The sequence below is a fragment of the Gammaproteobacteria bacterium genome (genome assembly GCA_029882975.1).
GTDB lineage: Bacteria > Pseudomonadota > Gammaproteobacteria > SZUA-152 > SZUA-152 > JAJDNG01.
Window position 1 is genome coordinate 45,632 of record JAOUJW010000036.1, and the last position, 6,856, is coordinate 52,487.

Genomic DNA, 6,856 nt, shown 5'->3' on the forward strand with positions numbered 1-6,856 from the left:
CCGTTGCAAAAAATGAAAACCCTCTTTAATCCGGCTTATAAGAAGAATGGCCCGAAAAAACGCCACGCTCGGTCTTGCTTATCTTGACCAACACAATATTGATCAAATCCTTATCGCGTGAACCCAAGTCTGTGCCTATCAGCCAAGTAAGTCCCAAGCCAACGGGCAGAAAAATAAGATAACCACTGATGACCCCAATCGCGATGCTTAGAAACACACCCGTAAGGGCAAACTGAAACGGCATGCCGAACAGTAGCGCCGGGCGTGTCAGACCTTTGAACAGTGGATCCGATTTCATCCAACGGTCCACTTATACATTTGTGCCGAACCGATCAATCCCACCACACCAACACAAACCCACAACGCTTTGCGCCAATCCAAATGCTGAGTAAACATGGTGACAATAAACACCGCCCCCAGTGCGATGGTAGCTAAGGCCTTACCGGGTGTGCCGGTCAACCACTCCACGATGCGATCCAAAAAACTGCTGATTACATCCGCCGCAAAAGCAAACTGCGGCAGGATCAATAGAAGGCTCAACAACAATAACTGCGACCGTACACTCATCGAAACATCTCCCCTTTAAACAGATAGAACATTTGTAATTGAACGCCCTCAATGCCGTCATCGAGCGGCGAATGGTATGTGATATTGAAAGCAACATGCTTGAACGATAAACCGGCATTCAACAGGATGTTGAATGAGGTCTGACTGCGATCAGCGTATTGCTGATCCAAAAAACCACCGCCATCGACCGTGTGGCGGTTTTTATAATCATTGAGACCCGCCTGAAAACCGAGACCGACCCAGGGTCGATACGTCTGCGAAACGTTAAAGGCGTGCTGAGCAATACCACTCAGTGACAAGCTGGTGACTTGCTGGCCCACGGTATTAACGCCAGGCTCTAGAGTAAAACGACGGTAGCTTAACTCGCTAAATACTCGGATGTAGGGATGGTTACGACTGAGCGGTGTAACCATCAAGCCGCTCAAATATCCCAAACTAGTATCCCCCGTGGAACCGTCAGGATCGTTAACGGTAAAATTAGCAGCACTGACACCCACGCCAAATCGCGTGCTTTGCGGTTGCGCACTAAACGCGTTTTGCGACAACACGGCTGTGGTTAATATTGTTGTTATTATGGCCTTTTTCATTCTTCTTTCCCGTCTCCTGTTTCCATATTGCGAGGCAATTGCAACTCAATTGAGTCCGTTGTCGGAAATATCTTCATTATATGTTGGATAGCTCGATTCAAATCGAACATCATCCAGGTATCCCCTCTCATTGTGACCAACTGAGTCTGCTTGTTGTTCTTATAACGAATAGACTCAACCACAAAATGACAACAGTACCATGTTTTACTTCGTTTCTTTATTGGCTTTAAATATACCTTTATAGCCAAACCCGCTTTGGCCAATGCGGCCACTTCTCTTTGATTTAACGTTTCCATTTCGATGAGCTGCCCAAGTCTTTGATCAGCCATCATTATTTCTACAACCTCTTCAATATGCGATACGAAAAAACTCAATATATATTATATTGTAATACGATACAATATATATTGTGTTTTTTAGTACCATATTGCCTAGAGAGGTTAAGAAAACCTCAAATATACTTTAAGTGATATGTGGTTGTAGCCTGTCGATTCAGTCAGAAGTTAAATAAGGAAGGACCAATTGGCAGCAAGTAAAGAGGTTCCATTGGAACCTCCAAACATACATATTAAGCAGACGACAAGTGAGTCACGCGCTCTATTCGATTTCGTGAATCATCAAAATTCACTATTTCTTGAACAATATCCATATCTGTACATAACACATTGTAAAAGTCACTTCGGCCTAACGCGCTTCGCGTTAATATACTCTTATTTTTTCCGCCAAACACCAAAATCACCTTGCTGTTTCCATGCTTTGCAAATTCGCGCAATTGATCCATCCTTAATCCTTCAATTTTTCCAGAGTATTCGCACAAGTCACCGTTCTCTAAAAATGGTTGGTAATTAATTTCGGCTTGTTTTTCAGAAAAAATGTTATTCTGCTTGGGTAAAATGCCCGTTCTGGTCGCAAGTTCTACGTAGTCTTTTCCTCTAGCTGACCCTACACCCAATAAGAATATATTATTGTTACTCAGCTTAGGCTCAAATACTTTGTATCCCAGATACCTCAATAGAATGCTTTTTTCATGCTCGGTAGCTGTTGCAAAATTATTTGGTAAAGCGGAAAGAAACGTTGAAACCTTATCGTTTTTCAATATTCTTTCCATACCCTTAGCTAATTTTAACGAACTGTAAATAGGCATGGCCTGGCTAACTTTAAACCCAGCAAAAATCGCTGTCGGATATATATTGATGTTTGTGTCTTTAAGAGATTTTTTCAATTTATCATCATGCTGCAAATGCATTAAAAAGCAGTCAATCAGTGCGCGTGTAGTTGATCCACAACTGACATATATATCAATTACTTCACCTTTATCCATGTCCAGCAACGCATCTATAAACGCCTCAGCACCTACAACGGAAACATTATGCAAATTCTTGCGTATCCCAACTCCACTTGAAATTCGAACCTTCTCTACATGATAACCTAGCTTCTCCATCACCTGGTGCTCTAAATCAATACATTTGGGCGTATTTATATAAATTGTCACCATTTCATCTTGCCCAGATTTAAAGTCATTGATAATTCGATTCACCGCACTTTTAGATTTATTAACTAAGTTGGCAATTTCTTTTTGCGATTTCAGTTCCACAAAATACATTTGTGCTATTTTGGCCTTCACATAATGTATACGGTCATTTGACGATAATTTGATCATTGGTCGGAATAACTCCGGTAAATCTACCTTATTAGATCTCATCGAACGTATAACAAACAACAAATTGGATTTTCCTCAGACATTTTGGAACAACCACAAATCACCCGAAATCATTGCAGAGGGACCACTTAAAGAAGCTGAGTTGAAGAATGTATTTGTACCAGGCCGTAATTCAGACTCAATACCAACGGGTAACGATTGGAATTACGGCAGCTGCTACATTGGGGTAAAACTAAAATGGTATTTACACACTAATCAAGATGACCGATTTATAAATATAGGAGAACAGAACGGACGTTATCAACCTTTAATCTCCTTAAAAACCGCAGGAAATCTACTATCTAGGCTCACAGAAAATATAACAAATCCTTTTCATTCGAAAAGTTTTAAACGAATATATGCGGAACGGAATATTATACCTGAGACCGACTCCAATACATTTGATGTTGATGGTCATGGAAATAATGCAACGAGAATAATTCAAGGATTTATCAATCTCCAGGAACAACCGCATGAATTTGTCCAAGTCCATCTGCTTAACGATCTAAATCAAATACTTCAACCAGATGCCAAATTTATCAACATAACCTCTCAACGATGGGGTAATGGCTCGTGGGAAGTTTTCCTTGACCAAGAGAACGGAAGAGTTCCACTATCCCAACAGGGAAGCGGTCTAAAAACGATTATACTAGTCCTTGTGTACATTCACCTTGTCCCCGAAGTCGAAAAAAAAGATCTATCTGATTACGTTTTCGGTTTCGAAGAGCTGGAAAATAACCTCCACCCTGCTTTATTAAGGCGGCTACTCAGCTATCTCTCAAAAAAAGCAACAGAACAAGGTTGCACTATTTTCCTGACGACACATTCGAATATCGAAATCGATATGTTTAGTAAACACCAAGACGCTCAAATTCTTCACGTTACGCGTGATGGTAAACAGGCAAAGTGTAAATCTGTAAAAACGTATGTGGAAAATAAGGGCATACTCGACGATTTAGACATTCGAGCCAGCGATATACTACAGTCCAATGGCGTTATTTGGGTAGAAGGCCCTTCTGACCGAATCTACCTTAACAGATGGATAGAACAATGGTCAGACGGCCAACTGTCGGAAGGAACGCACTATCAATGTGTATTTTACGGCGGTCGATTATTATCCCACCTGTCTAGCGATGAACCAGAATTAGCTAAAGACAGTGTGTCGATATTAAACGTGAACTCAAATGCCATTGTCATTATAGACAGTGACAAAAGAACCGAAGCTGACGATATAAATGATACTAAGAGCCGCATTGTTGAAGAAGTCACTAAAAACAACGGTACAGCATGGGTTACGATTGGTAAAGAAATCGAAAACTATATTCCCGCCAAAGCCGTTGAAAAGCTGCTTGGATTAGATCAGACACCCCAGCAGGTTGAACTGTACGAGAATTTCTTCGACTACTTAGATAGCATGGAAGAGGGTAAAGGTAAGCATTACGAAAAGAAAAAACCCTTACTAGCAGAGCGAGTGATTCCCCATTTATCAAAAGATAACATCGCCGAGACATTCGATTTATCATCGCGACTAGACGCAATATGTGCCGCCATACGTACCTGGAATAGTATGGATTAAGTGACCATCTACTTCTAAACTATCTTTCCAATTCAGGACCGCTATCTCTTTCCTGGCCACGGTTTTTTGTGCGCACCGTTTCGACGATTTTCTCCATTCGTGTTTTCGGCTCAGGTAATGTTCGAGCGTGTTTTTCAGAAATCACGGCCAAGGCGATATACTCTTTTTGTTTATTCGGGTCGTCACTGTGGCCGTGGGCAAGATTTCGCAGGATTTTCGCAGCAGCCTCAAACTCCGCCTTTTCCTTGAGATTTTTTTTCACCATGGCCACTTTCCAGGGCTGGAGATTGCGCGCACTCTCGCCTTGTCCTTGTAACTCCCGTTTCACTTCCTGACGCAGCAGGCGATCCACCATAATTTCGGCTTTCTCATTCCCCTGTAGCTGCTCCTTAGGATTCACGGTTTTTACCCGGACAGGCAAACCGGGGAGCCGTTCGCGAAACAATGACTGGATCATTTTTTCGTCCGGCAAAACGCCATTGGCTTCCTGGGTACGCAAGGAAACAGTGAGTTGGTTTTGATTGCTTTTGTATTGCCCCTGATCGATCTGAACCGTGAGTTCCGGATGTTGGCGACGAAATACCCCCCGGATTAGTGTATTGAGGGTACGGTGATCGTCTCCAGGTGCCGTCTCTATATGGACTACCAACTTCGGTCGCAGCCGTCGGCGGGCCTGCACTAGCGGCGACTTTTGGGCTTTCATACCAATACCTCGCTCCGAACGATAACTGGCCTCCATCTCAATGCCATGTTCCCTGGCCAGAGCGGCGTAACGCAGTCGCCAGCGTTGAAGCTGTGCTTTTTTAGGGTCCAGTTTAATGCCTTGTTCATTGCGCAATTTCACGCACAAATGCACATGCGGGTGCGCCGTATTGGTATGCAGCGCCATCACATAACGATGGTCCTCACCAAAGGTCTCACGCGCAAATTCGCGCGCCACAACTCTCAGCACTTCCGGATCGGTGCCCTCCGGTGTGCTCAATATCATGTTAAGGGATTCACGCAGCTCCTTGGGTTTAACGGTGGTGATCTCGGTCTTGGATTTTGGAAATCGTTCTGCAACCTGATCACCCATTGCCTTCTTATTGGGTAAGTGCCCGTCTGGCTCCCGGCAACGCACGGTGGCGTACAACGTATTTTTGGTGTTTTTGCTGCGGCCTCTATCCAGGCGAACGGCAAGATCGGGGTAATTCGCCTGCATAAATTCACGCACCTCGTCTTTTAATGCAGCAACGTTTTGGCCCAATTTGATCTTAAACGCGATCTTGTATTTCAATTGCTGATCTTCGCCAGACACCTCAAAGTCGGTAGACCACTCGTTGATAACATCCCGGACATGGCCCGGATCGGTGATGCGCTCACCCAGTTCGTTCTCAAGTTCGCCAGCGCGGCGGAAAATATAGAGTGCATGTTCAGTGACGTGCTCCCTGTTTCGACCGTATGAGGTGATACGAAGAATGGCCTGTGGTGTCCCATTAATGGTGTGGTAAGCAGTGCGTGCTTTGTTGGTTAATCGTTGAGCACCTTCGCGAGATCGGGGAGCGCGGTCGTCCTTGCCTCGCTTGGGTTTGCGATGTTCATCAATCAGCGCTTGTTCAAGTGCAGCGAGTGATTGTTCTATTTTCACGCATCATCCTTTTTGGGCACCCAACGGGTAGCAGTCGCATCCATGACCTGACGTAGCGTTTTTGATAAAGATTTGACCTCCGCCCGTAATCCTTTCCAATAACTTTCTTCGGTCATTCGTTTGGGCACCTTGCCTGAGTTCACCGCACGGGTGAGCTGGTTCAAATTGGTAGTGGCACCGGAAAGCTGACGCAGGGCGGTTTTGAATACGGCCAATTCAGCCGACACCAGGTCGGGCTGTTCGGTGATCAATTCGCGAACGATTTTGCGCAGTATGCGCGAGCGGGTTTCGCCTACGGATTCGGCGTACTGTGAAAACAGTTCGGCCTCTTCTTCGGTGATGCGCACGTAGAGGGCGCTGGATTTGTTCAATGTGTTCTCCCGTCATTTGGCACCGGATCGCTGTCTGAACCGCTGCCGTTAACATCCGAGCGGAGCGAGGCCAGCCGTAGGCTGGGGTGTCCGCAGGACCGGGAGGGGATTGTGAGGGGAAATGCGAAGCATTTGCACGACACGATCCCTATCCCGCCTTCGTTCTTTCTCTGCTCTCTTTTCGGATTTTGGCATGGGGGCGATTTTGAGGCAAGTCCTGGTTTTTTAGTTGACCATTGCTGGAAAAACGATTTACCCACTGTTACCACAGATTTCACCTCGCTTGGCCTACGCCCTTTTGTAAGGGCTTCGGTCGTCTCGGCCCGCACTGCGTGCGGATCTGTGGAAACCGTGGATAAATCTTAGCGGGGGCGGATACCAGGGGGCGGGCGGATCACCGGGCGGGACGAACACCGGGCGGGCGGATCA

Annotated in this window: 8 protein-coding genes; 1 reads left to right on the top strand and 7 read right to left on the bottom strand. The window is 45.3% G+C overall.

All coding sequences use genetic code 11. From position 1 onward, the window contains the following. Positions 1-25 precede the first annotated feature (25 nt). From OEY58_19840 to OEY58_19860, 5 genes are all read right to left on the bottom strand, one after another. Positions 26-298 (bottom strand): VirB3 family type IV secretion system protein, encoded by a 273-nt coding sequence (locus OEY58_19840; protein ID MDH5327713.1) that lies wholly within the window; start codon positions 296-298, stop codon positions 26-28. Then, positions 295-567, bottom strand: a complete 273-nt coding sequence (locus OEY58_19845) for a TrbC/VirB2 family protein (protein MDH5327714.1) — start codon at positions 565-567, stop codon at positions 295-297. The genes OEY58_19840 and OEY58_19845 overlap by 4 nt, the downstream gene beginning before the upstream one ends. Beyond that, positions 564-1,154, bottom strand: a complete 591-nt coding sequence (locus tag OEY58_19850) for a porin family protein (GenBank protein MDH5327715.1) — start codon at positions 1,152-1,154, stop codon at positions 564-566. Before OEY58_19850 ends, OEY58_19845 begins: the two co-directional genes overlap by 4 nt. Continuing rightward, the gene (locus OEY58_19855; protein MDH5327716.1) at positions 1,151-1,486 is read right to left on the bottom strand and encodes a hypothetical protein; all 336 of its coding nucleotides are present in this window, start codon (positions 1,484-1,486) and stop codon (positions 1,151-1,153) included. The genes OEY58_19850 and OEY58_19855 overlap by 4 nt, the downstream gene beginning before the upstream one ends. A 236-nt stretch (positions 1,487-1,722) precedes the next feature. Beyond that, positions 1,723-2,814, bottom strand: a complete 1,092-nt coding sequence (locus tag OEY58_19860; GenBank protein ID MDH5327717.1) for a hypothetical protein — start codon at positions 2,812-2,814, stop codon at positions 1,723-1,725. Here OEY58_19860 and OEY58_19865 point away from each other — a divergent pair. Further along, positions 2,807-4,429, top strand: coding sequence for an ATP-binding protein (locus OEY58_19865; protein ID MDH5327718.1), 1,623 nt, complete (start codon positions 2,807-2,809; stop codon positions 4,427-4,429). The two genes, OEY58_19860 and OEY58_19865, sit on opposite strands and share 8 nt — an antisense overlap. 19 nt (positions 4,430-4,448) lie before the next feature. Here OEY58_19865 and OEY58_19870 read toward each other — a convergent pair whose 3' ends face one another. Together OEY58_19870 and OEY58_19875 are read right to left on the bottom strand one after the other, a co-directional pair. Then, on the bottom strand, positions 4,449-6,056 hold the full coding sequence (locus OEY58_19870) for a relaxase/mobilization nuclease domain-containing protein (protein MDH5327719.1): 1,608 nt from the start codon (positions 6,054-6,056) through the stop codon (positions 4,449-4,451). Next, entirely contained in the window at positions 6,053-6,427 is a 375-nt protein-coding gene (locus OEY58_19875; protein MDH5327720.1) for a MobC family plasmid mobilization relaxosome protein, read from the bottom strand. Before OEY58_19875 ends, OEY58_19870 begins: the two co-directional genes overlap by 4 nt. Positions 6,428-6,856 lie beyond the last annotated feature (429 nt).